Here is a 23,727-nt window from a genome sequence, read left to right on the forward strand (position 1 = left end):
GCCGTAGCGGTGGCGTCGTTCGGGACCACCAGTGGTGTCGTTGGGGCCGCTCTGTCTACGCTCCTTCCGCCGTGTGTATAGGGCACGCGGCGGAAGGAGCAATCTGGAATGGTACGGAAGATCAGGGCGAAGCTGGTGCTCCAGCTGCGCGCAGAAGGTCTGTCGGGGCGAGCGATTTCGTCCTCGCAGGGCATGTCCCGCAAGTCCGTGAGGGCGGTGTTCGAGGCCGCTGACGCTGCAGGGATCGGGTGGGGCGATATCGCGGACGTCGCCGATGAGCAGGTGTATGCCCGGTTGTTCCCGGGCCGGGGCGAGCACGAGAGCGTGTTCGCACAGCCGGACTGGGAACAGGTCCATCGAGAGATGGCCAGGGTCGGCGTGACGCTGAAGCTGTTGCACGGCGAGTACTTCGACGCGACCACGGCGGCTGGGGATCCGGCGATGGGGTATGACCGGTTTTGCCGCACCTACCAGCACCACGTCATGGTCACCGGTGCCGCTTCGAGAGTCGGTCACAAGGCCGGCCAGAGCGTGGAGGTCGACTGGTCCGGCCCCACGATGGAGCTGGCCGATCCGGTCACCGGCGAGGTCTCGAAGGTGTTCTTGTTCGTTGCCTGCCTGCCTTTTTCTCGTTACGCGTTCTGCTTCCCGGCGCTGGATATGCGCCAGGAGTCCTGGCTGCGAGCGCACGTAGCGATGTTCGAGGCGCTGGGCGGGACGGTCCCGAGGATCGTTCCGGACAACCTCAAGACCGGTGTGGTGAAGCACCCCCGCGAGGGCGAGATCGTCCTGAACGATGCGTATCGCGAGATGGCAGCGCATTACTCGGCGGCGGTGCTCCCGGGGAGGGTGCGGAAACCGAAAGACAAGGCGAGCGTGGAGAACACCGTCGCGCACGTCGCGACCTGGGTCATCGCCGGGCTGCGGGATCAGCGATTCACGTCCCTGCCCGAACTTGCAGCCGCCATCGGGCAGCGGATGGAGGCCTATAACGCGGAGCCGTTCCAGAAGCGGCCCGGATCCCGCGCCAGCGTGTTCGACGCGGAGGAGCGGCCGCTGCTGACGCCGCTGCCGGCGGTGCCCTACGAGATCTCGACATGGCACTACGGACGACGAGTGGGCAGGAACGGGCACGTCACGTTCGCGCGGAACTTCTACTCCGCGCCGTTCGCGCACATCGGCGCGAAGGTCGATCTGCGCATCACGGCCCGGACGCTGGAGATCTATCAGGGCAGCCAGCGACTGACCAGTCACCTGCTGCTCCCGGAGACCGCGAGCAATGAGTACCGCACCAACGACGCGGACCTACCTGCGGGCGAGCGTTTCCAGGCCTGGGACGCGCAGAGGGTGCGGGCGTGGGCAGATCGGGTCGGGCCGGCCACGGTGATCGTGATCCAGCGGATCTTCGAGTCCGTGCCGATCGTGGAACAGGGCCTGGATCCCGCGTTGGCGGTGCTACGGCTCTCTCGCCGCTTCTCCGTAGATCGGGTCGAGGCGGCCTGCGCACTCGCGCTGACGGGACGGGTCCGTTCACCGCGCTATGCGCATCTGCACCCGATCTTGGCCACCGGGCAGGACAAGGTCGCCGCCCTGCGTCCACCCCGCGAGGAACCCGCGGAAGACGGCGGATACGTCCGTGGCGCCGACTACTACGCCGGAGGTGTCCGGTGAGCGTGATCGATAACGACACGAAGCGGAAGCTGCGCGAGATGGGCGCGACCGCGCTGCTGGACGCGATCGATGCCCAGGATGAGGCTCACGTGCTGGGGATGTCGTTCCAGGAACGGCTCCAGCTGATCGTGGACGAGGCGCATTCCATCTTCAATCATGGAAAGGTCGAGGGTCTGATCCGCCGGGCGGGGCTGCGTTATCCCGGAGCGGACCTGCGGCGGCTGGATCTGGTCGAGGAACGGGGACTGAACCGGAACGTGATCGCGCAACTGGCAACCTGCTCCTTCATCCAGCGGCAACAGAACGTGGTCTTCCAGGGCTTCACCGGCTCAGGGAAGTCCTACCTCGGCTGCGCGCTGGCGAAGCAGGCCTGCCAGCACCGGCTCCGAGCCCACTACATCCGAATGCCCGACCTCGAAGAGGCCTGGGCCCTGGCAAAGGACAAGCCGCAGGGCCAGACGAAGTTCCTGCGGAAGTACTCCACGTTCTCGCTGCTGGTGATCGACGAGTGGCTGCTGGACCATCCTGACGAGGGAATGCGTTCGATGCTGCTGGAACTGCTCGAGCGCCGCTATGACACCGGCTCGACCGTGTTCTGCACCCAGTACCCGAAGAAGGACTGGCACGCCCGGCTCGGTGGAGCAGTCCACGCCGATGCGATCATGGACCGCATCGTGCACAACACAATCTGGATCGACACCGGCGACAGGAACATGCGAGAACACACCGCACTGCCCCAGTGACCCGATGCCGGCGGGAGCCAGTGGTCCCCACCGCGGCGGCTACTGGCCCCCGTCGGCACGATCGGCGGTCCCCAAGAGCAAGATTCGGTGGCTCCCACGACTACGAATACTCAGTCATCGCACCGCGCGGCGAGGCCCCGTAGGTGGGAGCCGCCATCGCGGTGGCCACCAGCGGCATCTCCACGATGCTCATCCCGACGCCCCGGGCAGCGGCCTCCGGGCGCAGCGCGCGCAACCAGGTGTCCAGTCCGCTCTTGGTGGCGGCGTAGGCCGCCCACCCGGGGGTGGGGATGCGCGTGGCGGCACTGGTGACGGCGACGACGCGACCGCTGCCGCGCGCGCACATCGGCTCCAGCAACCCCAGGATCAGGGTGGCCGGTCCCAGCATGTTGGTGCCGGCCAGGCGCACCAGGTCGTGGGGTCGCCCGAAGCTCGCCGCCAGGCGGCGGCGGATCGAATGGCCGGCCAGCACCACCACCGCATCGGGCACGCCCTCGGCGAGGACCTGCCGCACCAGGTCCGTCACGGCCTCCTGATCACGCATGTCGCAGGGATGCACGCTCGCGGTCCCGCCCGCTGCGTGTACCTGGCCTGCGAGCTGCTCGAGCCGGTCGTGGTCCCGGGCGGTGAGCACCAGGTGCTCACCGCGGGAGGCGAGGCGCAGGGCAAGGGCGGCACCGATACCGCCGGTCGCACCGGTCAGGACGATCATGACCCCAGCCCACCACAGGTGGCGGGCCGGTCCCTCACCAGGAACCGCGACGGTACGGGCCGGGGTACAGGCTGGCGTCGTGCACCCCCAGCTCGTGGGCGGCGCGCTGCGGCCACGACGGCTCGCGCAGGGCTGCGCGTCCCACCGCCACGTGGTCCGCGTCGCCGCGGGCCAGGATCTCCTGGGCATGCACGGGCTCGGTGATCAGGCCCACGGCCGCCACCGGGATCCCGGTGGCCTCCCGGATCGAGCGGGCGAAGCCCACCTGGTACTCCGGCTTCACCGCGATATCGGCGATCACCGCCCCGCCGGTGGAGACGTGCAGGGCATCCACCCCGATGCGGGAGAGTGTGCACGCCAGCTCGATCGAGTGCCGGGTGTGCCAGCCGCCGTCGATCCAGTCGGTGGCGCTGATCCGCACGATCAGAGGCTTGTGCGCGGGCCACGCGTCCCGGACGGCCCGTGCGATCTCCAGGGCCAGGCGGCTGCGGCCCGTGTCGTTGCCGCCGTACTCGTCGGTGCGGGTGTTGACCAGCGGGGAGAGGAAGGAGTGGACCAGGTAGCCGTGGGCGAAGTGCAGCTCGATGGCATCGAAGCCGGCCTGCTCGGCGCGGTGCGCGGCAGCCACGAAATCGTCGATCACCCGGGTGATGGCGGCGGTGTCCAGGGCATCGGGGGTCTCCAGGCCGGGGAAGGGCTCGTCGGTGGGGCCCTCGGGGATCCACCCTCCGGCGAGTTCGGGGACTGTGCCGTGGCGGCCGGCGTACTTCGGCAGCATCGGCCAGGTGGATGCCTTGCGGCCGGCGTGGGCCAGCTGCACGGCCACCTTGGCGCCCTGGGCCTGGCAGAAGGAGACGATGCGGGACCAGGCCTGCGTCTGCTCGTCGTTCCACAGGCCGGTGTCCTGCGCGGAGATGCGGCCGGTGGGGCTGACGGCGGTGGCCTCGGTGATCACCAGGCCGAAACCGCCGGCCGCCCGTGCCCCCAGGTGCATCAGGTGCCAGTCGGTGGGGACGCCGTCCCTGGCCTCCACCATGTACTGGCACATGGGGGCCAGCCACATGCGGTTGCGGATCTCGACGTCCCGCAGCACGGCGGGGGAGAGCAGTTCAGGGACCATCGTCCTCCACGGTAACCCGTCGAAGCGCAGGAGCGATGCGCTTCTCGAGGGTTCTGGACAGATGACGATGAGTCTCTCGACACGGCGATGCAAGATTGCTAGCATCCTTGCATGACGGACCCGAGTGGCCCTGCCGGAGCCTCTACCAAGGTGCAGTTCAACGTGTACCTCCCCAAGGACCTCGTGGTAGCGGTCAAGCACCGCGCGATCGACGAGTCCTCCAGCCTGAGCGAGCTGGTGCGCCGGGCCCTGGTCCAGTACCTCGACGGCGCTCAGCACGACGCCCCGCCTCCCCACCGTGACCCCGAGGAGACCCGATGACCACCACGCACCCGACGCCGGAACCGGTCCACACCGACCGGCCCGCCTTCACCGTGTACCCCCTGCGGTTCTCCGACGACGCCCCGGCCGTGATCGCCTTCCTGCGCACCCTCGGCATGGCACCCGTGGTGACCACCGAGGGCGAGGGCTTCGCCGAACTCATCGCCGGGGGCGGTGGCCGGGTGATGGTCCACGCCACGTCCAACGCCGAGACCGCCGCGCCGGCCGGGGAGACCCAGCTGTGCCTGTCCGTCCCCGCAACCGACGCTGCCGCCGAGCAACTGCGGGAACAGGGCCTCCAGGTGCGCGTGTGGGACGAGACCTACGGCCGTCAGGGAAGCGTGCGCGGTCCCCACGGGGAGGACATCTCCCTGAACGAGCACCAGCGGGACCTGTACGGCTACGTAGGCCACGACGGCGCCCGCGCCGACCCACGGCTCTCCGTGACCGCCGTGCGCGTCAGCGCTGAGGGGCCCGACCGTGACGGTGACCGGGAGTTCTTCGCCGCCCTCGGGTTCCGTCCCGTGGGGGAGGGAGACCAGTGGTGGCAGGCGCTCAGCAGCCCCGGCGCCGGCACCATCGGCCTGCACGCCCCCGGCGGGGCCGATGACCGCGCTTCACGCCCCTCCGGCACCGAGTTCGGGGACGTGGCCCTGGTGCGCCTGGGCTTCGAGACCACCGAGGACCTCGATCTCTTGGCGGCGCGCCTGACGGAGGCCGGCTACGAGACCCGCGTGGTCGAGGGCGACGATCGCGCCGTGCACGTCACCGATCCGGACGGGCAGCATCTGGAGATCCACCCTCGGGCCGATGGTGAGTGGACCTCGGTGGCTGAAGAAGCAGCGTCAGAGGACCACTGAGGTCCACTCACCCTGCGTGAGGGACCGGGCGGCCTGCACCGGACCCGGGGGGTGGGGCGGGGGTGAACCGCGCGCTGTGGCTCAGGTCTCAGTGCGATAGCGTGGGCCCGATCAGAATCGCCATCCCAGACGGGATCGACGTGCAGCAGGAGAGCGAGATGCCCGACGCCCCCACCGGTGCCGACTCCACCCCCCAGGACCATCCCGAGAGCGGACAGGTCGAGTACGAGGAGCCGGCGGTCTACCCGCCGCCCTCAGAGTTCGTCCAGCACGCCGTGGCCCGCCCCTCGCTGTACGAGGAGGCGAACCGGGACCGCCTCGCCTTCTGGCGCTCCCGCGCCTCGGTGCTGAGCTGGAAGACCCCGTTCACCCAGACCCTGGACTGGTCGGACCCGCCGTTCGCGAAGTGGTTCGCCGACGGCACCCTGAACGCCTGCTACAACTGCGTGGACCGCCACGTGGAGGCCGGCCACGGCGAGCAGGTGGCCCTCCTGGCCGAGTACGAGGACGGCGGCGACGCCCGCTACACCTACGCGCAGCTGCAGGACGAGGTCTCCCGCATGGCCAACGTGCTGGGCGACATGGGGGTGCGCACCGGCGACCGGGTGGCGATCTACCTGCCGATGATCCCCGAGGCCGTCATCGCCATGCTGGCCTGCGCCCGCATCGGCGCCCCCCACTCGGTGGTGTTCGGTGGCTTCTCCGCCGACGCCCTCCGCTCCCGCATCGAGGACGCCGAGGCCACCGCGGTGATCACCGCTGACGGCCAGTACCGCCGCGGCAAGGCGATGCCGCTGAAGCCGGCGGTGGACGAGGCTCTGTCCAAGGGCGCCGAGTCGATCCAGAAGGTCCTCGTGGTGCGCCGCACCGGTGCCGAGGTCGAGTGGACCGAGGGCCGGGACGTGTGGTGGCACGAGGCCCGCGAGAGCGCCTCGACCGAGCACGAGCCGGTGTGGGTCCAGGCCGAGCACCCCCTGTTCATCCTCTACACCTCCGGCACCACCGGGAAGCCCAAGGGGATCGTCCACACCACCGGCGGCTACCTCACCCAGGCCGCCTACACCCACCGCGCGGTGTTCGACCTGAAGCCCTCCAGCGACGTGTACTGGTGCACGGCCGACGTGGGCTGGGTGACCGGTCACACCTACGTGGTGTACGGGCCGCTGGCCAACCGAGCCACCCAGGTGATCTACGAGGGCACCCCGGACACCCCGCACCAGGGCCGCTGGTGGGAGGTGGTGGAGAAGTACAAGGTCTCCCTGTTCTACTCCTCGCCCACCGCGATCCGCACCGCCATGAAGTGGGGCGAGGAGATCCCGGGCCGCTTCGACCTGACGAGCCTGCGGCTGCTGGGCAGCGTGGGGGAGTCCATCAACCCCGAAGCGTGGCGCTGGTACCACCGGGTGATCGGTGGGGGTCGCTGCCCCATCGTGGACACCTGGTGGCAGACCGAGACCGGGGCCATCATGATCTCCCCGCTGCCGGGCGTCACCTCCGCCAAACCCGGCTCCGCCCAGACCCCGCTGCCCGGCATCATCGCCGATGTGCTAAACGACGCCGGCGAGCCGGTCGCGAACGGTGATGCCGGCTACCTGGTGCTCACCGAGCCGTGGCCGTCGATGCTGCGCGGCATCTGGGGTGACGAGCAGCGCTTCAAGGACACCTACTGGTCACGCTTCCCGGGCCGCTACTTCGCCGGCGACGGCGCGAAGAAGGACGAGGACGGCGACATCTGGCTGCTGGGCCGGGTGGACGACGTGATGAACGTGTCCGGGCACCGGCTGTCCACCACCGAGATCGAGTCCTCCCTGGTGGCCCACGACTGGGTGGCCGAGGCCGCCGTGGTGGGCGCCAGCGACGAGACCACCGGACAGGCCGTGGTCGCCTTCGTGATCCTGCGCGAGGAGGCCATCGAGCAGGTCGAGGCCGCCGGAGGAGCGGAGAAGGCCGCCGAGGAGCTGCGCCAGCACGTGGGCCGGGAGATCGGGCCGATCGCCAAGCCCAAGAAGGTGCTCGTGGTGACCGAGCTGCCCAAGACCCGCTCCGGCAAGATCATGCGCCGCCTGCTGCGGGACGTCGCGGAGAACCGCCAGGTGGGGGACACCCAGACCCTGGCGGACTCCTCGGTGATGGATCTGATCCAGAAGGGGTTCAGCGGGTCACGCTGACATCCCCCAGGCTGGTGGTGACGTCGATCCTGCCGATCACGTCACCACCGGCCGTCATGAAGGCGGGGTCCACGCTCACGGTGCCCACGTCGGAGGTGGCCTGGACCACGCGACGTGCGGTGCCGGGGGCGGACACCTGCACCTCGCCCACCTCCCCGCGGACGCTCACGTCGCCGGCAGCATCGGGGGGCAGGGTGACGTCCACGTCCCCGAGGGTCGAGGTGACGGTGATGCCACCGGGGACCGGGCCAGCCGGTGCCAGTGACATCTCGCCCGTCTCGGTGTGCACGGCGATGCCGCCCGGTGCCTCCACGCCGCTGAGCCGCACATCGCCCACATCGGCCGAGACCTCCAGCGAGGCGAAGGTGCCGGAGGCGTCGATCCTGCCCACATCAGCGCGCATCTCCAGGTCCATCACGTGGTCGCTGGGCACCAGCAGCAGCACCTCGCGGTGCTCGTCCAGCAGACTGCCGAAGCGGTTCATCCCGGGCTGGCTCACCTCGATGCTCCGCCGGGTGGCATCGCCCGTCACATCGACGCGGGCCCGGACGGTCTCACCCGCGTCAGGCACGTCCGTGCTGCCGTCCTCCACGAGAGCCAGGGTCACCTGGTCCACCTCGGAGGAGGAGGCCACGCGGACGTCCGCGACATGGGTGGTGAGCGAGAGGGAGTCCGGGGTGCCCAGTTCGTAGGTGGCAGCGACGTCCTGGTAACTGCGCTGGACCGCCCAACTGGTCATCGAGACCGCACCGAGGGCCAGCAGCACGAGCGACACGAACAGCGCCGCGATCATGGTGACGGCCGTGCGCCAGCCGCGTCTGCTGCGGGGAGATGCGTCGAGCCGGTGAGCGGGATCCACCTGATGGCGCGGCGGGGTGTCCGGCGCGGGCGCGGGGGAGGGGGCGTAGGGAGTGGGGGCGGACATCACAGGTCCTCCGATTCGAGGTAGCGCAGAACGGCCATGACACGGCGGTTCTCGCCGTCCACGGGAGGGAGGTCGAGCTTGGTCAGCAGCGAGGAGATGTGCTTCTCCACGCTGCCGGCGGAGACGAACAGGGCATCGGCGATGGCCTGGTTGGATCGGCCCTGGGCCATCAGTGCCAGCACCTCGCGCTCTCGGGGGCTGAGGGCCTCCAGGGTGCGACGGCGCCGGGAGCGCACGAAGATCTGCTGGACCACCTCCGGGTCCAGCCACGTGCCACCGGATCCCACGGTGTCCACCACACCCAGGAAGTCCTCGACGTCGGCCACCCGGTCCTTGAGCACATAGCCCAGGCCGTGGGGGGAGTCGGCGATCAGCTCGGAGGCGTAGCGCTCCTCGACGTACTGCGACAGCACCAGCAGTGCCACCTCCGGGTCCTGCTGGCGGATCAGGGTCGCAGCGCGCACGCCCTCGTCGGTGAAGGTGGGCGGCATGCGCACGTCGATCACGGCCAGGTCCGGCCGATGGGCGCTCACGGCGCTCAGCAGGGCGCTGCCGTCGCCCACGGCGGCCAGTACCTCGTGACCCGCTTCGGTGAGCAGGCGCTCCAGTCCCGCCCGCAGCAGCACGGCGTCATCGGCGATCACGATCCTCATGACAGGGTCTCCTCGGTGGTGGGTGCGGCAGTGGTGGGTGCTGCGGCGGTGGGGACGGCGGTGGTGGGTGCAGCAGTTGCGGGGATGCCGGGACACGCGTCCAGGGGGATCAGGGCCAGCAGCACCGTGCCGGGACCAGCGCCCTGCGTCCCATCCTGGGTGGTCCCGGGCGGGCTCGTCGGGCTGCTCACCTCGAGGCGTCCGCCCGTGGCGCGCACCCGGTCGGTGAGACCGGCGAGTCCCGTGGAGACCCCGTCCCGGTGCACCTGGGCTCCGCCGCGGCCGTCGTCCTCGATGCGCACCCGCACGGTGCCGTCGGCCTCGGTGAGGTCCACTCGGGCGCGGGTGGCGCCGGCGTGCTTGGCGATGTTGGTGAGCGCCTCGGCCACCACGAAATAGGCCACGGCCTCGCGCTCGCGCCCCAGCGGGGTGGTCAGGTCGATGCTCAGGTCCACGGGGACGGGGGAGCGGGCGGCGAGCGCGGACAGCGCCGCGTCCAGACCGCGGTCCTCCAGCACCGCAGGGTGGATGCCGCGGGCCAGCTGCCGCAGGTCGGTCATGATGCCCTTGGCCTCCGCATGCGCCTCGCCCACCAGCGCCGTGGCCCGGTCCGGATCCGTGGCGATCATGCCCTTGGCGATCCCCAGGGTCATCGCCATCGCCACCAGGCGGGGCTGGACCCCGTCGTGCAGGTCCCGTTCGATGCGGGCCCTCTCCTGGGCCGCAGCATCCACGGCGCCCTGCCGGCGCTGGGTGAGCTCGAGCACCTGTTCACGCAGGTCCTCGGCCGAACCGGAGATCATCGCCCGGGCCAGGCCCCGGTCGGCCAGTGCCCCGAGCACCAGGGTCAGCACCGCGAGCGCGAGTGCGGCCACGGAGATCAGCGCGAGTGCCCAGACCGGGACGGTCGAGCTCCCCAGCGTCACCGCCCCGTGGACGATCGCGATCTCCGCACTCACCCAGCACAGCCACACGAGGGACAGGAAGAGCACCAGGGCGATCGAGGCCACCAGCATCGCCACATGGTGGTGCAGCACGCCCCGCCAGAACGGCCAGGAGGACACGTCCAGCCACAGCCCGTGCAGCCAGCCGCCCAGTCCCGAGCGGGTGCTGCGGCGCCGCGCCGGGACCACCACATCGATCCCGTGCACGCCCGCCGCCCGGTGCCGCTCGAACCGGATCGCGAGCTGCATCAGCACCACCCACGGCACCAGCAGCAGCAGCCCACTGCCCAGCGCGAAGAGTGAACCGACCCCGGTGAGCAGCAGGGTGATGCTCACCCAGCCCCACAGCAGGGCCAGCAGTCCCTCCACGATCACCGTGGCGAGGGAGGGGATGCGCAGCCGCGGATCGGGCGGCAGGGAGGTGGGGGCGGTGGCTTCCATGGGATCGAGGCTATGCGGCCCGCGGCCGCGCTTCCACGGGGACGTCCCGCTGTTCCGGTGGGGGATAACCCCCGGTACCAGGGCGGACCCGAGTGACCTTCTGCGACCGGGGCGGCCGTGTGCGATCGTCCTGGCCCGGATGCGATTGAATAGGGCCATGAGCAACGATGCGAGCACCCCCTCCGACGACATCATCGACCCCGCCACCGACAGCAGCGGCACCGCCGGCGGCGGCCCCGAGGGGATCGACGGTTCCACCGGCCAGGTCGTCGAGCAGATGGACCAGGTGGCCGAGTCGATCCAGCAGGACGAGGGCCCCACCCGCGGCACCCTGCGCGACGTGGCCGATTCCCTGGGCATCTCCAGCGCCGTGGCCCTGCGCGCCCTGCGCGGCACCGACGACATCCGCCCCCAGATGGCCACCCGCGTGCGCGAGGCCGCCGAGAGGCTGCACTTCCCGCTCGAGGAGCTCGCCGACGAGGACTCCCACCACGGCGTGGTCGCCGTGCTGGTCAACACCATGCGCAACACCTGGATCTCCGACCTGGTGCGCGCCATCCGCATCGAGCTGACCGCCACCGGGCGCTCCGCCGTGGTGGTCCCCACCCGGCGCCGCGTGCCCGAGTACCCGGTCGCCGCCGATACCGAGGCCATCGAGTCGCTGGTGCGCGTGGGTGTGGACGGCTTCCTGATGATCTCGGACCTGGCCGACATGGACAGCGTGCTGGAGGCCACCGGGGACCGCCCCTTCGCGGGGATCGGCTGCTCCCGCGAGTTCGTGGGCCGCTTCGACACCGTGCGCATCGACGACGAGGTGGGTCAGGGCCTGCTGGTGGACCACCTGGTGGGCCTGGGCCACACCGAGATCGCCCATGTGGGCGGGGTGGGTGCCGAGGTGGCACGCGAGCGGGCCGAGGGCTTCCGCAAGGCCATGGAGCGTCACGGCCTGGCCGAGACCGCCCGGGTCGAGCCCGGCGACTTCACCGAGCAGGTGGGGCACACCGCCGGCTCCATGCTGCTGCGCGGAAGCAAGGTCCCCACCGCCATCACCTGCGCCAACGACCTCACCGCGATCGGTGTGCTCTCCGCCGCCCGGGAGGCAGGGTACGAGGTGCCCGAGCAGCTGGCCGTGGCCGGGTACGGCAACACCTCGCTGGCCGCCTCCGGTATCGCCCAGCTCACCAGTGTGGACCCCAACTCCGACCGCCTCGGTGCCCTCGCCGCCCAGTTCCTGGTGGACCGGGTCTCCGGCCACGAGGGACCCGCCCGTGACGTGGCCGTGGCACCCTCGATCGTGGTGCGTCGCTCCAGCTCCGCCGGCCCCCGCCCGGCCCAGGAGCGACGCAAGCGCATCTCCGTGGACTGAGGTGTGCCCGCCCACCCTGCGGTGGGCGCACACCCCGGCACGTCCTGCACGACCTGAACTGTCCCTCCCACCTGCGATAGGCTCCGCTCATGATCAACACCACGAACGACCCGAGCACGCCGCCCACCCAGCGGTCCATCGGCGAGCTCGTCCAGTCCATCCGCGACGAGCTCCTCGGCGTCGTCCACCACGAGATCGACATCGCCAAGACCGAGGCGAAGTCGATCGCGATTAAGGCGGGGATCGCCGCCGCGTGCGCCGCGGTGCTGCTGTTCCTGCTCTTGAGTGCCTGGGTGATGCTGCTGTTCTTCTTCGCCACCGGCCTGGAGGCCCTGGGCATGCCCTACTGGGGTGCCTTCCTCCTGATCGCCGGCGTGTTCCTGCTGCTGAGCGCGATCGCCGGGCTGATCGCCTTCCTCGTCGTCAAGAAGATCAAGGCGCCCACCACCACGATCGAGACCGCCCAGAACGCGGTGTACGCGGTCCAGGGCAAGCGCCGCAGCAACGCCGTCTCCTACGACGACACCTTCGAGGAGCTGTACGGCAAGAAGGTCAGCGCCCGCACTGAGTGAGCCGGCCCGGTGAGGGTTGCGCCTCCCCTGCACGGCCGGGGAGGCGGGATCGCACGCCAGGGCAGTACCCTGGTGGGCGTGACTCTCCACCTGCACGACACTGCCTCCCGAACCACCGCACCCTTCACCCCGGTGCGTGAGGGGGCGGTGTCGTTGTACGTGTGCGGACCCACCACCCAGGGGGCCCCGCACCTGGGGCACCTGCGCACCTTCCTCTCCTTCGACGTGCTGGTGCGCTGGCTGGAGCGCAGCGGCTACACCGTCACCCACATCCGCAACGTCACCGACATCGACGACAAGATCCTGGTGAAGTCGGCGGAGGCCGGCGCCGAGTGGTGGGCGTGGTCGCTGCGCTTCGAGCGCGAGTTCCAGGACGTGCTGGACCGCCTGGGCAACCGCCGCCCCACCTACGAGCCCCGCGCCACCGCCCACGTGCCGGAGATGATCGCGCTGATGCAGCGGCTGATCGGGCGCGGCCACGCCTATGCCGACGGCAACGGCTCGGTCTACTTCGACGTGGCCTCGCACCCCACCTACGGCTCCCTCACCCGGCAGTCGCTGGAGGACATGCAGGACGCCGGTGAGCAGATGGAGCCCGGCAAGCGCGACCGCCGCGACTTCGCCCTGTGGAAGGCGGCCAAGGACACCGAACCGGCCACCGCCTCCTGGGACACCCCCTTCGGGCGCGGCCGCCCCGGCTGGCACCTGGAGTGCTCCGCGATGAGCCACAAGTACCTGGGGGAGACCTTCGACATCCATGCCGGCGGCCTGGACCTCCGCTTCCCGCACCACGAGAACGAGCAGGCCCAGTCCCACGCCGCCGGGTACGGCTTCGCCCGCACCTGGATGCACTCCGGGGTGCTCACGGTGGACGGACTGAAGATGGGCAAGAGCCTGGACAACTTCGTCACCGCCGCCGACGCCCTGGGCTCCCACCCCACGCCTGCGGTGCGCCTGGCACTGGTCTCCGGCCACTACCGCGCGACCGTCGAGTACAACGCCACCGCCATGCGGGAGGCCGAGGTGGTGTGGGAGCGATTCGCCTCCACCGCCCGCCGCGCCGCCGAGCGCCTGGGAGAGAACCCGATGTCGCTGCCCGACGCCGAGGCGGCGGGCCTGGACGAGGTGGAACTGCCCGAGGCGTTCACGTCCGCGATGGACGACGACCTGGCCGTCCCCGAGGCACTCGCGGTGATCCACCGGGAGCTCAGCGCCCTGAACACGGCACTGAACACCCCCGGCACCGATGATGCCGCTATCGCCGCCGGGCTGGGCCGGCTGCGGGCCATGCTGGACGTGCTGGGCCTGGACCCGCTGTCGTCCACCTGGAGCACCGCGGCCGGTGGCTCCGACGTCGAGCACCAGGCGCTGGATGCCCTGGTGCGATCGCAGCTCACGGCCCGGGCCGCCGCCCGCGCCGCCAAGGACTGGGCCCGCGCCGACGAGATCCGGGACGCCCTCGCGGCAGCCGGGATCCGCGTCGAGGACGGCCCCGACGGTGCCCGCTGGGCGCTCGTCAGCAACGACTGAGCGCCCCGCGCGCCGATCAACTGAGCGCCCCCCGGGCGCTATCGAGGAGGAACCATGGCAGGCAACAGCTCGCGCCGAGGCGCAGTGCGCCGGACCAAGAAGGGCGCGACCGTCGGCTCCGGCGGTGTGCGCCGACGGGCGCTCGAGGGCAAGGGCCCCACGCCGAAGGCCTCCGACCGGCCCGCCCACAAGGCCTACGCCAAGAAGAGCTCGGCCGGCTCTGCCGGCGACGGCCGCGCCGGCGCTCGGGGCGGCAAGGTCCGCCGCGACGGGACCCGCCCCGGCAGCGACCAGGTGGCCGGCCGCAACTCCGTGCTGGAGGCACTGCAGGAGGACGTCCCCGCCACCCAGCTCACCGTGATGCAGCGCCTGGACATGGACGAGCGGGTGCGGGAGATCCTGCGCCTGGCCGGTGCCCGCAACCTCCCCATTGCCGAGGCGTCCCGCAGCGACCTCGACAAGATGACCGATCACGCGGTCCACCAGGGGGTCGCGCTGACCATCCCCGCCTACCAGTACGCCGACGTGGAGGAACTGCTGGAGATCGCCCGCGACGCCTTCGAGCCGCCGCTGCTGGTGGCCCTGGACGGCATCACCGACCCCCGCAACCTCGGGGCGATCCTGCGTTCGGCCGGGGCGTTCGGCGCCCACGGCGTGATCATCCCCGAGCGTCGCAGCGCCGGCATGACCGCGAGCGTGTACAAGGTCGCCGCCGGTGCCGCCTCCCGGGTCCGCGTCGCCCAGGTGACCAACCTCAACCGGGCCCTGGCCTCCCTGAAGGACAAGGGCGTGTTCGTGCTGGGCCTGGACGCCGAGGGCGATGTGGCCACCCGATCGCTGGAGCTGGGGACCGAGCCGGCGGTGCTGGTGGTCGGCGCCGAGGGCAAGGGGCTCTCTCGCCTGGCGCGGGAGACCGCCGATCAGGTGGTCTCGATCCCGATGGGTGCGGCCACCGAGTCGCTGAATGCGTCCGTCGCCACGGCGATCGCCCTGTACGAGATCGCGGGGGTCCGGGAGCGCCAGGGCCGGGCCTGACCCAGGCGACGGGCATGGCCCAGGCGTTGGGCATTTTCTAGTCTTCGGGGACGGGATCCCCGGCGGCCGCGGTCCGGGCCACGGGCTGCCCCCGGACGGTGCGCACCGGGATCGTCACCCACGGCAGCGTCAGCTGGATCACCGGCCCCAGGCCCAGCGCGTAGGCGGCGGTGCCGACGCCGATGGGGCCGCCCAGCAGCCAGCCGGTGCCCAGCACCGCCACCTCCAGGGCGATCCGGATCGGCCCGACGGGCTTGTCCAGCACCCGGCTGAGTCCCGTCATCAGCCCGTCGCGGGCACCGGGCCCCAGCTGGGCGCCGATGTACATGGCGGCGGTGATGCCGTTGACGATCACCCCGATTGCCATCATCGCCGACGCCACCGCCAGGTTCGGTGCGGCGGGGATCAGCGCCATCCCGATATCGATGCTGACCCCCACCCACAGGGCGTTCAGGACGGTGCCGATGCCCACCCGCTGGCGCAGGGGGATGAAGGCCAGCAGCACCACGAAGCTCACGGTGATGCTGAGGATCCCCACGGTGGAGCCGATACGCTCGGCCAGGGCGGCGTGCAGCACATCCCACGGGGCACCGCCCAGCCCCGAGCGCAGCAGCACGGCCAGGGACAGGCCGAAGCCGGTCAGGCCCACCATCAGCAGCAGCAGCCTCGAGGGCAGGTGGTCCACCCGCAGCTGGTCGCGCAGCGAGAGGTTCTCCAGGGGCGTGCGCACCCCGGCTCAGGTCCCCTCGGGCTGGGTGAAGATGGGCAGCGCGGAGGTCTCCGTGGTCACCAGGGACTTCTCGTCCGGACGGTTGGCCAGCACAGTGTCGATGTAGTCCCGGGTGGCGTCCTCGAAGCTGACGTCGGTGCCCATCCGCTCGGACAGGAACCACTTGTGCTCCAGCACCTCATGGAAGAACTCCGGCGGCTCCAGCTTGGAGCGCATCCGGCGAGGGATCGCCCGCACTACCGGCTCGTACACGCGCTGCAGCCACTCGTGGGCCACGAACTCCTCTTCCTCCTCCTGCTGCTCGGTGGCAGCGCGGTAGGAGTCCAGATCGTTCAGCAGGCGGCGCGCCTGGTTCTCCTGCGCGTCGATCCCGGTCAGCCGCATCAGGCGGCGGGCATGGTGGCCGGCGTCGACCACCTTGGGACGGATCGACAGGGTGGTGCCGTCCAGGTCGGTGGTCATCTCCAGCTCGCCCACGTCGAAGCCCAGGGAGTTCAGCCTCTCGATGCGCGCGGCCACCCGCCAGCGCTCATCGGCCGAGAACCGCTCCTGGGAGGTGAGGGCATCCCACAGGTCGTTGTAGCGGCGCACCAGGTCGTCGCCCACCTCGACCACGTCGGCCTCGGGGTCGAACTGCTCACCGGCCTGCAGGTCCATCAGCTCGCCGATGATGTTGGTGCGGGCCAGGTCCAGGTCGTAGGCGCGCTGGCCGTCGGTGAGCTGCTCGTGCAGGCTGCCTGTCTCCACGTCCACGATGTACGCGGCGAAGGCGCCTGCGTCACGGCGGAACAGGGTGTTGGACAGCGACACGTCTCCCCAGAAGAAGCCCTCCAGGTGCAGGCGCACCAGCAGCACGGCCAGGGCGTCCAGCAGGCGGTGCGCGGTGCCGGCCTGGGAGACCTGGCTGAACACGGCACGGTAGGGGAGGGAGAACTGCAGGTGGCGGGTGACCAGCACCGCGTCCAACGGGGTCCCCTCGGGCGTGGAGCGGCCGGAGATCACCGCGAACGGCACCACCGCCGGGATCCCGAGGCGGCCCAGCACTTGCAGCATGTCGTACTCGCGGCGGGCCAGCGCGTGCTCGATCTCCTTCAGGGCCAGCACACGGCCGGAGATGCGCACGAAGCGCACCACGTGCCGGGAGATGCCGCGGGGGAGGGCGGCCAGGATGTCCTCCGGCCAGTCCTCCAACGGGCGTTCCCAGGGCAGGTCCAGCAGGGCCGGATCCGCACGGGACGCAGTGATCTCCAAGGGCGTCATGCCCCCCATTCTGCCCCCCGCGCCACCCGCACCCCAACACCACCCCCGACACGACGACGGGCGCCCGGCAGCAGCCGGACGCCCGTCGCACGGGTCAGGTGAGGTCAGTCACCCAGACGCTGGCCGTTGGCCACGTCGAACAGGTGCAGGTGGCCCTGCTTCGGGCGCAGGTGGATGGTCTCGCCCTTCTGCGGGGGACGGCGGCCGTCGACACGCGCGATGAACGGCTTGGCGGTGTCATCGCTGCCGGCGAGGCGGCCGTAGATGTAGGCGTCCGCGCCGAGCTCCTCGACCACATCGACCTCGACCGGGAGGCCATCGCCCTCGGAGGTGATCTCCAGGTCCTCGGGGCGCACGCCCACAATGACGGAGCCCTGATCGGTGCCGGACAGGGTGGTGCGGTCCACCGGCAGCACAGAGCCGCCGAACTGCACGCCCTGGTCGGTGAGGGGCTGCTCGATCAGGTTCATCGCCGGGGAGCCGATGAAGCCGGCCACGAACACGTTGTTCGGGTGGTCGTACATGCGGCGGGGCGAGTCGATCTGCTGGAGCACACCGGCGTTGAGCACCGCCACGCGGTCACCCATCGTCATGGCCTCGGTCTGGTCGTGCGTCACGTACACGGTGGTGACACCGAGGCGACGCTGCAGCGAGGCGATCTGCGTACGGGTAGACACGCGGAGCTTGGCGTCGAGGTTCGACAGCGGCTCGTCCATGAGGAACACCTGGGGGGAGCGCACGATGGCGCGGCCCATGGCCACACGCTGGCGCTGACCGCCAGAGAGGGCCTTCGGCTTGCGGTCCAGGTACTCGGAGAGGTCCAGGATCGCGGCCGCGTCCTCGACGCGCTTGCGGATCTCCGCCTTGTTGACGCCGGCGATCTTCAGGGCGAAGCCCATGTTGTCGGCCACAGTCATGTGCGGGTACAGCGCGTAGTTCTGGAACACCATCGCGATGTCGCGGTCCTTCGGCGGGACGTCGGTCACGTCGCGGTCGCCGATCAGGATGCGGCCCGCGTCGATCTCCTCGAGGCCGGCGAGCATGCGCAGGGAGGTGGACTTGCCGCAGCCCGAGGGGCCGACGAAGACGAGGAACTCGCCGTCACCGATCTCGATGTTGAGGCTGTCCACCGCCGGGCGCTCCTGGCCCGGGTAGATGCGCGAGGCATTGTCGAAAGTAACTGTTGCCATGGTGTTTCCCTTCACCGGCAGGTACGTGCCGGACGGTCCGTTGTGAAGTGCTGCTCACCGGCTGGGGCTCTCGCGAAGGAGGTGCGCCCTTGCACCGGTCGGCCCAGTGTATAACAGTGATCGACCGCACCCGGGAACCCGCACCGCGCAGATGACATGTGCTCCGGCATGTGCCCGGGGGTCCGGTGCTCGGGGATACTGCCGGGGTGGACATCGCACAGCTGACCCGGAAGATCCTCGACCGTCGCACCGCCCCTGAGGGGCCGTTGCCCATTGTGCAGGCGGGCCACCCGGCCCTGCGCAGGCGCACCCTCGCCGCGCAGGGGAGCCTCGATACCGCGCTGCTGCGCGAACTGGTCGAGGCGATGACGGTCACCATGCGCGAGGCCCCCGGGGTGGGTCTCGCCGCCCCGCAGATCGGGCTGCCGCTGCGGATGTACGTGATCGAGGACCGCTTCGCGCCCGAGGACGAGCCGCAGGATGAACCCGGGGGCGAGCCCGAGGACCAGGCGGGCTCGGCTGACGCGTCGGTCCTGCACGATCCGCTGGAGCGCCGCCCCGTCCCGCTGCGCGTGTTCCTGGACCCGCAGGTGGAGCTGCTGGGCCAGCAGCACGTGTACGCCTGGGAGGGCTGCCTGTCGGTGGATGGCTGGCAGTCGATCGTGTGCCGCTCCCGCCGCGTACGACTGCGGGCGACCGAACTGCTCGCGGACGACACGCTGCAGGCGATCGACGAGGAGTTCGTGGGATGGCCCGCCCGCATCGTCCAGCACGAGACCGACCACCTGGCCGGGACCCTGTGCCACGACCGTGCCGTGCCGCGCTCCTTCGTCGATGCCGGGTACACCTCGCTGTACGCCGAGATGCCCGAGGCCGTCCAGCGCCTGGGCCTGGAGGGGGAGATCACGCAGCTCGCGCCCGGCCAGGTGCTGGTGGAGCGTTCCCCCGGTGAGACGCGATAGCTTGACCCTTGCCAACGACCCCCTCGGAAGGAGCCCCCGGTGAGCCCCAGCACCCCTGATCCGGAGCAGCAGGACACCCTGAGCGACAGCGAGTTCACCCAGCTCGACGAGCGGTGGATGTCGCTGATCGACACCGCCCTGAAGGTGCAGACCTCGCTGGCCCGCAGCTACGTGACCCGGCTGCGCGCCAAGCACCCCGGTGCCACCCGCGAGGAGCTGCTCGAGCACGTCTCGGACCGTTTCACCAACCTGCTCACCATCACCGGTGCGGGTGTGGGCGGCGTGGCCGCTCTGCCCGGTATCGGCACCGCGGTCGCGGTGGGCGTCACCGTGGGCGAGGGCATCTCCTTCGCCGAGGCGTGCGCGTTCCTCACCCTGGCCGCGGCCGAGATCTACGACGTGGACATGCGCGACCGCCAGACCCGCCACCTGGTGATGACCGCCGTCCTCGGCGGCGAGCACGGCACCGAGATCATCGCCAAGGCGCTGGGCAAGCAGGGCCTGCAGTGGAACGCCGTCCTGGGCGGAAGCGGCATGGTCCCGAACATCATCAGCAAGCAGGTCACCCGCTACGTGCGTCGCCGCGTGAGGGCGCGCACCGGTGGCCTGTGGCTGGGACGCCTGCTGCCCTTCGGGGTGGGTGCCGTGATCGGCGGCGTGGGTTCGCGCACCGTGGCCCGCTCCGTGGTCGAGGCCGTCGAGCAGATCTTCCACCAGGCCCCCACCATCGAGGGTGAGCTGGCCGGGGACCGGCCCTCCCTGGAGGGCTGAGCCAGTCCCGGACACGCATCACGTCCGACCACGAAGGAGCCCCCGCGCCACGAGGCACGGGGGCTCCTTCGTCGTCGGCGGCCGGCCCGCTCAGACCTCTCGGGTGAATTCGTTGGCGTGCTCGGTGCCCACGGCGCGCTGGTAGGAGCGTCGGATCTCGGCCTCGGCGTCGGAGCGTCCCTCCCAGTGGGCGCCCTCCACGCTCTTGCCGGGCTCGAGGTCCTTGTAGACCTCGAAGAAGTGCTGGATCTCCAGGCGGTGGAACTCGGAGACGTCGGTGAGCTCCTGGCGGCGCACCTGACGGCGGTCACCCACCGGCACCGCGATGATCTTGTCGTCGCCGCCGGCCTCGTCGCGCATCCGGAACATGCCCAGCGCGCGGCAGCGGATCAGGCAGCCGGGGAAGGTGGGCTCCTCCAGCAGCACCAGGCAGTCCAGCGGGTCCCCGTCCTCGCCGAGGGTGCCCTCGATGAAGCCGTAGTCGTCCGGGTACCGGGTCGCGGTGAACAGCATCCGGTCCAGGCGGATCCGACCGTTGTGGTGGTCCACCTCGTACTTGTTGCGGTTCCCCCGAGGGATCTCGATGGTCACGTCGAATTCCACGACATCTGCTCCGTTGCGGTCCAGCCCTGAGGGCACTGCTGCTGACCCGGACACTCTATCGTGAGGGGATGCCCACCGAGCGCCTGTGGCGAGCCGCCGCCATCACCCTGTGCGCGGCCGTGCCCGCCAGCTTCTACGTGATCGGCGACCTGACCGACGCCTTCCCCGGGGTGCTCACCGTGGTCTCCGAGGAGACCGGCCCTGCCGCCGGTCCCCGCGCGCAGGCCGAGGACTACGACCGGGTCACGCCGGAAGCCCCCGGGCCGCCAGTGGCAGCCTCGGTCCCCACCGAGCAGGCACGGGACCTGCAGGCCCGGATGGACGCCCACGCCTCGCTGCCCGTGGTGGCCGGCAACCTCTCCTACGCGGTGGTGGACGCCGACAGCGGTGAGCAGCTGGCCTCCCGGGACGCCCACACCGCACACGTCCCGGCCTCCACCCTCAAGCTGCTCACCGCCGCGGCGGTGCTGCGCCTGTACGACGGCGACGTGGTGCTCACCACCCGTGCTGTGGTCCAGGACGGCACCGTGACCCTGCAGGGCGGCGGCGACATGATGCTCAGCGAGGACGATCTGCGCGAGCTCGCCTCCGCTGCCGCGGACCTCGCCAGGGAGCAGGGCACCACCACGGTCACCGTCGCGGTGGACACCGGCTTCCTCACCGGCGGCGCGAATCCCGCCTGGGGCAACAACGGGCCCGCCGGCGGCTGGGTCACCCCCACCGCGGCCCTTGCCGTGGACCGCGGCTGGCTGGACGGCAACCAGTACGGCCCAAAGTCCACCGACCCCGCCGGGGATGCCGCCCGTCTGTTCGTCACCCTGCTCACCGAGTCCGGGCTCGAGGTCACCGGGGAGCCGACGCCCGGTGCCACACCGGACGGCGCCCCTTCCGTCGCGGTGGACTCCGAGCCGATCGTGGACATCGTGCGCCACACCCTGCTGATCTCCGACAACACCACCGCCGAGCTGCTTGCCCACCTGGTGGCCCGCCAGCGCGGGGAGCAGACCACCCCCGAGGGAGCCGCAGCCGCGGTGGAGGCGGAGATCCGTGAGCTGGGCGCCGAGCTGGGGCTGCCCCAGGCCGACCTCGATGCCCTGCACATCCTCGACGGCTCCGGCCTCTCCCCTGAGAACCGGGTCCCCCCGGCACTGCTCGCAGCGGTGATGGGAGAGGTGGGCTCCGGGAACGTCCAGGGCCTGGAGCAGATCCTCTTCGACGTGCCCGTGGCCGGGCTCTCCGGCACCCTCGCCGACCGCTTCGACGCCGACGGCACCCGCGACGCCCGCGGCATCGTGCGCGGGAAGACGGGGTACCTCGGCGGCGCCGCGACCCTGGCCGGGGTGGCGGTGCTGCCCGGTGGACGCACGGTGGGCTACTCGATCGTCGTGCACGGCTTCGAGGGCGTGAACGCCGTCCAGGCCCGTGCCGCGGTGGACGCGGTGGCCGCCGAACTGGTGCAGGAGGACTGATGGCCGGGCCCCCGCAGGTGATCGCCCGCGCCCGCACGGCGGTGCGCATCGCCCTCACCTCCCGCCTCGAGGAGCTGGCCGACGACACCGCGGCCAGCCGCTACACCCCCCGGCTGCTGGTGGGGGTCAGCGGGGGAGCGGACTCGCTCGCGCTGCTGGCGACCACGTGCTGGGTGGGCACCAGGATGGGTCTGGAGACCGAGGCAGGGATCGTCGACCACGGTCTCCAGGAGGACTCCGCCCAGGTCGCCGAACGGGCCCGGGTCCAGGCCGAGCGGCTCGGTGCCACCGCGCACGTGCTGCGGGTGAGCGTCGACACCGGTGCGGCCGGGGGGTTGGAGAACGCCGCCCGCGATGTGCGGCGAAGCGCCCTCGAACAGCTCGCGGAGGAGCGCGGGGCCCTGGCGCTGCTGCTGGGGCACACCCTGGACGACCAGGCCGAGCAGGTGCTGATGGCCCTGGCCCGCGGCGCCGGCCCCCGGGCACTGGCCGGCATCCCGCGTCGCCGCGATGTGCTGCTGCGCCCCTTCCTGGGCACCGGTAGGGACGAGTCCACCGCCCTGCGGCGGGCTGACACCGAGGAGATCTGCGCTCTGCTGGACCTGGACTGGTGGCAGGACCCGATGAACGCCGATCCCGCCCACCTGCGCTCCAGCGTGCGGCACCGGGTGATGCCACTGCTGCGGGAGGTGCTCGGCGAGCAGATCGACGAGAACCTCGCCCGCAGCGCCGACCTGGTACGGGCGGACGTGGACCATCTCGATGCCGAGGCCGCGGCCCTGCTGGAAGGACTGCGCCGGGACGGCGCCCCGAGCCGCGAGGAGGGGGACCTGCTGCTGCTGGACGTCCACGCTCTGGCCGCGGCCCCCGAGCCGCTTCGCACCCGCGTGCTGCGCGATGCCTCACGTCTGGCCGAGCAGGCCCAGGGCACGCCCTCGGGCAAGTCCCTGCTGCGCAGGCAGGTGCTCGCGGTCGACTCCCTGGCCGTGAGATGGCACGGTCAGGCTCCCGTGGCGCTACCGGGTAGGATCGAGGTCGCTCGCCGCGACGGCCTGCTGGTGTGGCGCCGAAACGAAACCTGAGCAGCGGCCAGTGCCCCCACCCTCATCCACGGAGGAGAACCGCGTGCCTCTCATGCACCCCCACCCCGACGTCGATCACGTGCTGCTGACAGAGCAGCAGATCCACGACCGGCTCGACGAGCTCGGCGCCCAGATCGCCGCGGACTATGCCGATCAGCCCCCCATCCTGGTGGGCGTGCTCAAGGGTGCGGTGATGGTGATGGCAGACCTCGCCCGACGCATCGACCTCAAGGTCGAGATGGACTGGATGGCCGTGTCCTCCTACGGCTCGGGCACCAAGTCCTCCGGTGTGGTGCGGATCCTCAAGGACCTCGGCACCGACATCTCCGGCCGTGACGTGCTGATCGTCGAGGACATCATCGATTCGGGCCTGACCCTGAAGTGGCTGCTGTCCAACCTCCGCTCGCGCGGGCCGCGCAGCGTGGAGGTGTGCACCCTGCTGCGCAAGCCCGAGGCCGCCCGGGTCGAGATCGACGTGCGCTACGTGGGCTTCGAGATCCCCCCGGAGTTCGTGATCGGCTACGGCCTGGACTACGCCGAGGCCTACCGCAACCTGCCGTACGTGGGTGTGCTCAAGCGCTCGGTCTACGAGGGCTGAG

23 protein-coding genes are annotated in these 23,727 nt (G+C 70.9%); 14 read left to right on the forward strand and 9 right to left on the reverse strand.

The window, feature by feature from the left end:
• Nucleotides 1–108: 108 nt before the first annotated feature.
• Both istA and JOD52_RS05145 read left to right on the forward strand, forming a co-directional pair.
• A complete protein-coding gene (gene istA, locus JOD52_RS05140; protein WP_204408388.1) occupies nucleotides 109–1,671 on the forward strand; it encodes an IS21 family transposase in 1,563 nt (520 codons plus the stop codon).
• Complete coding sequence (locus tag JOD52_RS05145; protein WP_338124028.1) at nucleotides 1,668–2,414, forward strand: ATP-binding protein; 747 nt, start codon at nucleotides 1,668–1,670, stop codon at nucleotides 2,412–2,414. The genes istA and JOD52_RS05145 overlap by 4 nt, the downstream gene beginning before the upstream one ends.
• Nucleotides 2,415–2,514: 100 nt before the next feature.
• Here JOD52_RS05145 and JOD52_RS05150 read toward each other — a convergent pair whose 3' ends face one another.
• Together JOD52_RS05150 and JOD52_RS05155 are read right to left on the reverse strand one after the other, a co-directional pair.
• Nucleotides 2,515–3,126: an SDR family NAD(P)-dependent oxidoreductase gene (locus tag JOD52_RS05150; protein WP_204408966.1), complete on the reverse strand. Its 612-nt coding sequence runs from the start codon at nucleotides 3,124–3,126 to the stop codon at nucleotides 2,515–2,517.
• A 34-nt stretch (nucleotides 3,127–3,160) separates the two neighbouring features.
• Nucleotides 3,161–4,246, reverse strand: coding sequence for an NADH:flavin oxidoreductase/NADH oxidase (locus JOD52_RS05155; RefSeq protein ID WP_204408967.1), 1,086 nt, complete (start codon nucleotides 4,244–4,246; stop codon nucleotides 3,161–3,163).
• Nucleotides 4,247–4,357: 111 nt separating this feature from the next.
• On the opposite strand from JOD52_RS05155, the gene JOD52_RS05160 reads away from it, so the two are divergent.
• The 3 genes from JOD52_RS05160 (at nucleotide 4,358) to acs (ending at nucleotide 7,595) form a co-directional block, all read left to right on the forward strand.
• The gene (locus JOD52_RS05160) at nucleotides 4,358–4,567 is read left to right on the forward strand and encodes a ribbon-helix-helix domain-containing protein (RefSeq protein WP_042342830.1); all 210 of its coding nucleotides are present in this window, start codon (nucleotides 4,358–4,360) and stop codon (nucleotides 4,565–4,567) included.
• Nucleotides 4,564–5,427, forward strand: a complete 864-nt coding sequence (locus JOD52_RS05165; RefSeq protein WP_204408968.1) for a VOC family protein — start codon at nucleotides 4,564–4,566, stop codon at nucleotides 5,425–5,427. Before JOD52_RS05160 ends, JOD52_RS05165 begins: the two co-directional genes overlap by 4 nt.
• 158 nt (nucleotides 5,428–5,585) lie before the next feature.
• Nucleotides 5,586–7,595 (forward strand): acetate--CoA ligase, encoded by a 2,010-nt coding sequence (gene acs / locus JOD52_RS05170; RefSeq protein WP_204408969.1) that lies wholly within the window; start codon nucleotides 5,586–5,588, stop codon nucleotides 7,593–7,595.
• On the opposite strand, the gene JOD52_RS05175 is transcribed toward acs, so the two are convergent.
• Genes JOD52_RS05175 through JOD52_RS05185 form a run of 3 tightly spaced genes read right to left on the reverse strand, consistent with a single transcriptional unit; the run spans nucleotide 7,579 to nucleotide 10,558 of the window.
• A complete protein-coding gene (locus tag JOD52_RS05175) occupies nucleotides 7,579–8,520 on the reverse strand; it encodes a DUF4097 family beta strand repeat-containing protein (RefSeq protein WP_204408970.1) in 942 nt (313 codons plus the stop codon). The two genes, acs and JOD52_RS05175, sit on opposite strands and share 17 nt — an antisense overlap.
• Nucleotides 8,520–9,173, reverse strand: a complete 654-nt coding sequence (locus JOD52_RS05180; RefSeq protein ID WP_204408971.1) for a response regulator — start codon at nucleotides 9,171–9,173, stop codon at nucleotides 8,520–8,522. The genes JOD52_RS05175 and JOD52_RS05180 overlap by 1 nt, the downstream gene beginning before the upstream one ends.
• Nucleotides 9,170–10,558 carry a sensor histidine kinase gene (locus JOD52_RS05185; protein WP_204408972.1) on the reverse strand — a complete coding sequence of 463 codons (1,389 nt, stop codon included), beginning with the start codon at nucleotides 10,556–10,558 and terminating at the stop codon, nucleotides 9,170–9,172. Before JOD52_RS05185 ends, JOD52_RS05180 begins: the two co-directional genes overlap by 4 nt.
• A gap of 157 nt (nucleotides 10,559–10,715) precedes the next feature.
• Here JOD52_RS05185 and JOD52_RS05190 point away from each other — a divergent pair, with 157 nt between their 5' ends.
• From JOD52_RS05190 to rlmB, 4 genes are all read left to right on the forward strand, one after another.
• Entirely contained in the window at nucleotides 10,716–11,924 is a 1,209-nt protein-coding gene (locus JOD52_RS05190) for a LacI family DNA-binding transcriptional regulator (RefSeq protein WP_204408973.1), read from the forward strand.
• 89 nt (nucleotides 11,925–12,013) lie between these two features.
• Complete coding sequence (locus tag JOD52_RS05195) at nucleotides 12,014–12,496, forward strand: phage holin family protein (protein ID WP_017822885.1); 483 nt, start codon at nucleotides 12,014–12,016, stop codon at nucleotides 12,494–12,496.
• A gap of 78 nt (nucleotides 12,497–12,574) precedes the next feature.
• Nucleotides 12,575–14,026 (forward strand): cysteine--tRNA ligase, encoded by a 1,452-nt coding sequence (gene cysS / locus JOD52_RS05200; RefSeq protein WP_204408974.1) that lies wholly within the window; start codon nucleotides 12,575–12,577, stop codon nucleotides 14,024–14,026.
• 54 nt (nucleotides 14,027–14,080) lie between these two features.
• Entirely contained in the window at nucleotides 14,081–15,061 is a 981-nt protein-coding gene (gene rlmB / locus JOD52_RS05205; protein ID WP_204408975.1) for a 23S rRNA (guanosine(2251)-2'-O)-methyltransferase RlmB, read from the forward strand.
• A gap of 37 nt (nucleotides 15,062–15,098) precedes the next feature.
• Here rlmB and yczE read toward each other — a convergent pair whose 3' ends face one another.
• The 3 genes from yczE to JOD52_RS05220 all read right to left on the reverse strand — a co-directional run bounded on the left by yczE (nucleotide 15,099) and on the right by JOD52_RS05220 (nucleotide 18,241).
• Nucleotides 15,099–15,791, reverse strand: coding sequence for a membrane protein YczE (yczE, locus tag JOD52_RS05210; protein WP_204408976.1), 693 nt, complete (start codon nucleotides 15,789–15,791; stop codon nucleotides 15,099–15,101).
• Nucleotides 15,792–15,797: 6 nt separating this feature from the next.
• Nucleotides 15,798–17,051: a DUF4032 domain-containing protein gene (locus tag JOD52_RS05215; RefSeq protein WP_204408977.1), complete on the reverse strand. Its 1,254-nt coding sequence runs from the start codon at nucleotides 17,049–17,051 to the stop codon at nucleotides 15,798–15,800.
• A 104-nt stretch (nucleotides 17,052–17,155) separates the two neighbouring features.
• Nucleotides 17,156–18,241: an ABC transporter ATP-binding protein gene (locus JOD52_RS05220; RefSeq protein WP_031306981.1), complete on the reverse strand. Its 1,086-nt coding sequence runs from the start codon at nucleotides 18,239–18,241 to the stop codon at nucleotides 17,156–17,158.
• Nucleotides 18,242–18,447: 206 nt separating this feature from the next.
• Here JOD52_RS05220 and JOD52_RS05225 point away from each other — a divergent pair, with 206 nt between their 5' ends.
• Nucleotides 18,448–19,203, forward strand: coding sequence for a peptide deformylase (locus JOD52_RS05225; protein WP_017822879.1), 756 nt, complete (start codon nucleotides 18,448–18,450; stop codon nucleotides 19,201–19,203).
• 39 nt (nucleotides 19,204–19,242) lie between these two features.
• Nucleotides 19,243–19,974 (forward strand): hypothetical protein, encoded by a 732-nt coding sequence (locus JOD52_RS05230; protein ID WP_204408978.1) that lies wholly within the window; start codon nucleotides 19,243–19,245, stop codon nucleotides 19,972–19,974.
• Nucleotides 19,975–20,064: 90 nt separating this feature from the next.
• Here JOD52_RS05230 and JOD52_RS05235 read toward each other — a convergent pair whose 3' ends face one another.
• Complete coding sequence (locus JOD52_RS05235; RefSeq protein WP_017822877.1) at nucleotides 20,065–20,577, reverse strand: inorganic diphosphatase; 513 nt, start codon at nucleotides 20,575–20,577, stop codon at nucleotides 20,065–20,067.
• A 68-nt stretch (nucleotides 20,578–20,645) separates the two neighbouring features.
• Here JOD52_RS05235 and JOD52_RS05240 point away from each other — a divergent pair, with 68 nt between their 5' ends.
• Genes JOD52_RS05240 through hpt form a run of 3 tightly spaced genes read left to right on the forward strand, consistent with a single transcriptional unit; the run spans nucleotide 20,646 to nucleotide 23,726 of the window.
• Nucleotides 20,646–22,046 (forward strand): D-alanyl-D-alanine carboxypeptidase, encoded by a 1,401-nt coding sequence (locus JOD52_RS05240; protein ID WP_204408979.1) that lies wholly within the window; start codon nucleotides 20,646–20,648, stop codon nucleotides 22,044–22,046.
• On the forward strand, nucleotides 22,046–23,128 hold the full coding sequence (tilS, locus tag JOD52_RS05245) for a tRNA lysidine(34) synthetase TilS (RefSeq protein WP_204408980.1): 1,083 nt from the start codon (nucleotides 22,046–22,048) through the stop codon (nucleotides 23,126–23,128). The genes JOD52_RS05240 and tilS overlap by 1 nt, the downstream gene beginning before the upstream one ends.
• 52 nt (nucleotides 23,129–23,180) lie before the next feature.
• The gene (gene hpt / locus JOD52_RS05250; protein ID WP_017822874.1) at nucleotides 23,181–23,726 is read left to right on the forward strand and encodes a hypoxanthine phosphoribosyltransferase; all 546 of its coding nucleotides are present in this window, start codon (nucleotides 23,181–23,183) and stop codon (nucleotides 23,724–23,726) included.
• Nucleotide 23,727: the final 1 nt, after the last annotated feature.

It is taken from the genome of Brachybacterium muris (assembly GCF_016907455.1).
Lineage (GTDB): Bacteria > Actinomycetota > Actinomycetes > Actinomycetales > Dermabacteraceae > Brachybacterium > Brachybacterium muris.

Excerpts from the sequence above, each read along its gene's own strand:
- istA (WP_204408388.1), top strand. The coding sequence starts at position 109 with ATGGTACGGAAGATCAGGGCGAAGCTGGTGCTCCAGCTGCGCGCAGAA.
- JOD52_RS05150 (WP_204408966.1), bottom strand. The coding sequence starts at position 3,126 with ATGATCGTCCTGACCGGTGCGACCGGCGGTATCGGTGCCGCCCTTGCC.
- JOD52_RS05155 (WP_204408967.1), bottom strand. The coding sequence starts at position 4,246 with ATGGTCCCTGAACTGCTCTCCCCCGCCGTGCTGCGGGACGTCGAGATC.
- JOD52_RS05160 (WP_042342830.1), top strand. The coding sequence starts at position 4,358 with ATGACGGACCCGAGTGGCCCTGCCGGAGCCTCTACCAAGGTGCAGTTC.
- JOD52_RS05165 (WP_204408968.1), top strand. The coding sequence starts at position 4,564 with ATGACCACCACGCACCCGACGCCGGAACCGGTCCACACCGACCGGCCC.
- acs (WP_204408969.1), top strand. The coding sequence starts at position 5,586 with ATGCCCGACGCCCCCACCGGTGCCGACTCCACCCCCCAGGACCATCCC.
- JOD52_RS05175 (WP_204408970.1), bottom strand. The coding sequence starts at position 8,520 with ATGTCCGCCCCCACTCCCTACGCCCCCTCCCCCGCGCCCGCGCCGGAC.
- JOD52_RS05180 (WP_204408971.1), bottom strand. The coding sequence starts at position 9,173 with ATGAGGATCGTGATCGCCGATGACGCCGTGCTGCTGCGGGCGGGACTG.
- JOD52_RS05185 (WP_204408972.1), bottom strand. The coding sequence starts at position 10,558 with ATGGAAGCCACCGCCCCCACCTCCCTGCCGCCCGATCCGCGGCTGCGC.
- JOD52_RS05190 (WP_204408973.1), top strand. The coding sequence starts at position 10,716 with ATGAGCAACGATGCGAGCACCCCCTCCGACGACATCATCGACCCCGCC.
- JOD52_RS05195 (WP_017822885.1), top strand. The coding sequence starts at position 12,014 with ATGATCAACACCACGAACGACCCGAGCACGCCGCCCACCCAGCGGTCC.
- rlmB (WP_204408975.1), top strand. The coding sequence starts at position 14,081 with ATGGCAGGCAACAGCTCGCGCCGAGGCGCAGTGCGCCGGACCAAGAAG.
- JOD52_RS05215 (WP_204408977.1), bottom strand. The coding sequence starts at position 17,051 with ATGACGCCCTTGGAGATCACTGCGTCCCGTGCGGATCCGGCCCTGCTG.
- JOD52_RS05220 (WP_031306981.1), bottom strand. The coding sequence starts at position 18,241 with ATGGCAACAGTTACTTTCGACAATGCCTCGCGCATCTACCCGGGCCAG.
- JOD52_RS05240 (WP_204408979.1), top strand. The coding sequence starts at position 20,646 with ATGCCCACCGAGCGCCTGTGGCGAGCCGCCGCCATCACCCTGTGCGCG.
- tilS (WP_204408980.1), top strand. The coding sequence starts at position 22,046 with ATGGCCGGGCCCCCGCAGGTGATCGCCCGCGCCCGCACGGCGGTGCGC.
- hpt (WP_017822874.1), top strand. The coding sequence starts at position 23,181 with ATGCACCCCCACCCCGACGTCGATCACGTGCTGCTGACAGAGCAGCAG.